Genomic DNA, 1820 nt, shown 5'->3' on the forward strand with positions numbered 1-1820 from the left:
AAAGACCAGCTAGTTATAGTCAATACCTAAAAGACAAAAAATAGATATTTTTCTTTTATGTTTTGAAACCTAAAAATGAGTAACTTTAACAAACGTAAATCACTTGGATTTTCGTCAAGAAGCTCCTATGGTTTTATATAGCTGCATCTTTATGCAGCTGCTAAAGCAGGTCTTTGATACTGCTTACAGTGTTCTTCTGGTGACCGAAGCTCAAATGCCTTTTCATCACGAAGAACAGCAAATACGATGTTGCAGACTTTATGCATTACAGCACCGATTGCAACCATCTTAGGCTTTTGTCCAGACTTTAATTCGTAATACTTACGGAGGTATGGATTGATGCCCTCTCCATTACGTTTTGTACGAATGGAGGCGAGTGCTACGGCAAAGATAGCACGGCGCGCGATTCTGGAGCCACGTTTGCTCATATGTAACTGAGTGCCAACGAATTTTCCAGATTCATTTACTTCAGGATCTAATCCGAAGTAAGCAAAAAGTTGTTTTGGATTACGGAATGCTGAGAAATCACCTATTTCGCACATGATTGTTACAGCAGTCAGAAAGCCAACACCTGGGATTGTATTTAAAAGTTTAATCTGCTGAATAAACTTCTCGTTTTTATTGAATGTAATCAGCTGCCTAATACGATTCAGTATGGAATCCAAAGCAGAATCAAGCTTTTCAACAAGGTCCAAAGTTAAAAAGATATTGAAGTAGATACTGTCTATTTGACATCCAAATGTCTTTGCAGCATTAGCTGCAGCACAGAGTTTCTCATATCTTTCAGAAGCTTTGGCAAGACCTTTTCGTGAAGCTTTTGATATTTTTTCAATCATGGTCTTCTTATGACCACGAAGTATCTTGTCTGGAGTACCGTACTGGCGAAGAATCATTGTTGAGGTCTTGCCGGTAACATCACAGAAAACGTCAAGATACTGAGGAAACACGGTATGCAGGTCTCCTTTAAGTTTATTGATATGAGCAGAACGCTCATCAGTTAAATCGTAATACTTACGGGTAAGGCTACGCAGTTCAAGAACCAGCTTTGCTGGGAACTGGGAAACAGGAATATCTTTTGATAATCCTAGTTTGGCAATACCTTTAGAATCGATTTTATCATTTTTTACTTTTCTGATATTTCCATTCTTAGTAGAATGTGTAATAATAGGATTGATTATGGACGCGTTAAAACCACAATCAACAAGATAGCAGAAGAGCGGGAAATGATAAATCCCAGTGGATTCTAGAAAGGTGCGACTTTCTAAGGAATACAGCTCTTCTGCTTTTTTAATTTCAGAAACAGCTCGTTCCAAAGAATCCTTATTATTGTGAGTAATCTTGAAAGGTTTCAAGATCACTGTTTCGTCTGGCGCAAGAATTGTCATAAAGCTAAAAGCTGAACCGACATCAATGCCGACGGAAATATAGTTTTTGTTATGCATTATATGCTCCTTCCGATAGGGTTCCATAAAAAACAATGAATACACTACCTGGCGCGTTATACGGGTATAGCTTAATTGCTCCCAACCAGCCTAAAACATAAATTTTCATTGATGGAATGACAGTCTTAAGTTACGGGTATTACTGGACATAAGCCAGCTCCCTAGGAGAAAATCGTCCTTTTCCCTATCCAATGGAAAATAATACCTTATGTAACAGACATAGTCTAGGAGTGAATAATCATACAAAAATGTATGTAACTTATACACGTATCTATGGTTGGAGTGATTATGGAGGAGAATCCTCTTACCAACCAGGATATAGATTAGAGAATATGATGTGGATGACCTTATTGGTCTATGACTACATCATACCAGGAG

Annotated in this window: 1 protein-coding gene; it reads right to left on the reverse strand. The window is 37.9% G+C overall.

Annotated features, from left to right (window positions below):
- Window positions 1–149: 149 nt before the first annotated feature.
- Entirely contained in the window at window positions 150–1442 is a 1293-nt protein-coding gene (locus NE638_RS17695; RefSeq protein ID WP_023921410.1) for an IS110 family transposase, read from the reverse strand.
- Window positions 1443–1820 lie beyond the last annotated feature (378 nt).

This window comes from Blautia sp. MSK.18.38 (genome assembly GCF_024460535.1).
Taxonomy (GTDB): Bacteria; Bacillota; Clostridia; order Lachnospirales; family Lachnospiraceae; genus Blautia_A; species Blautia_A fusiformis.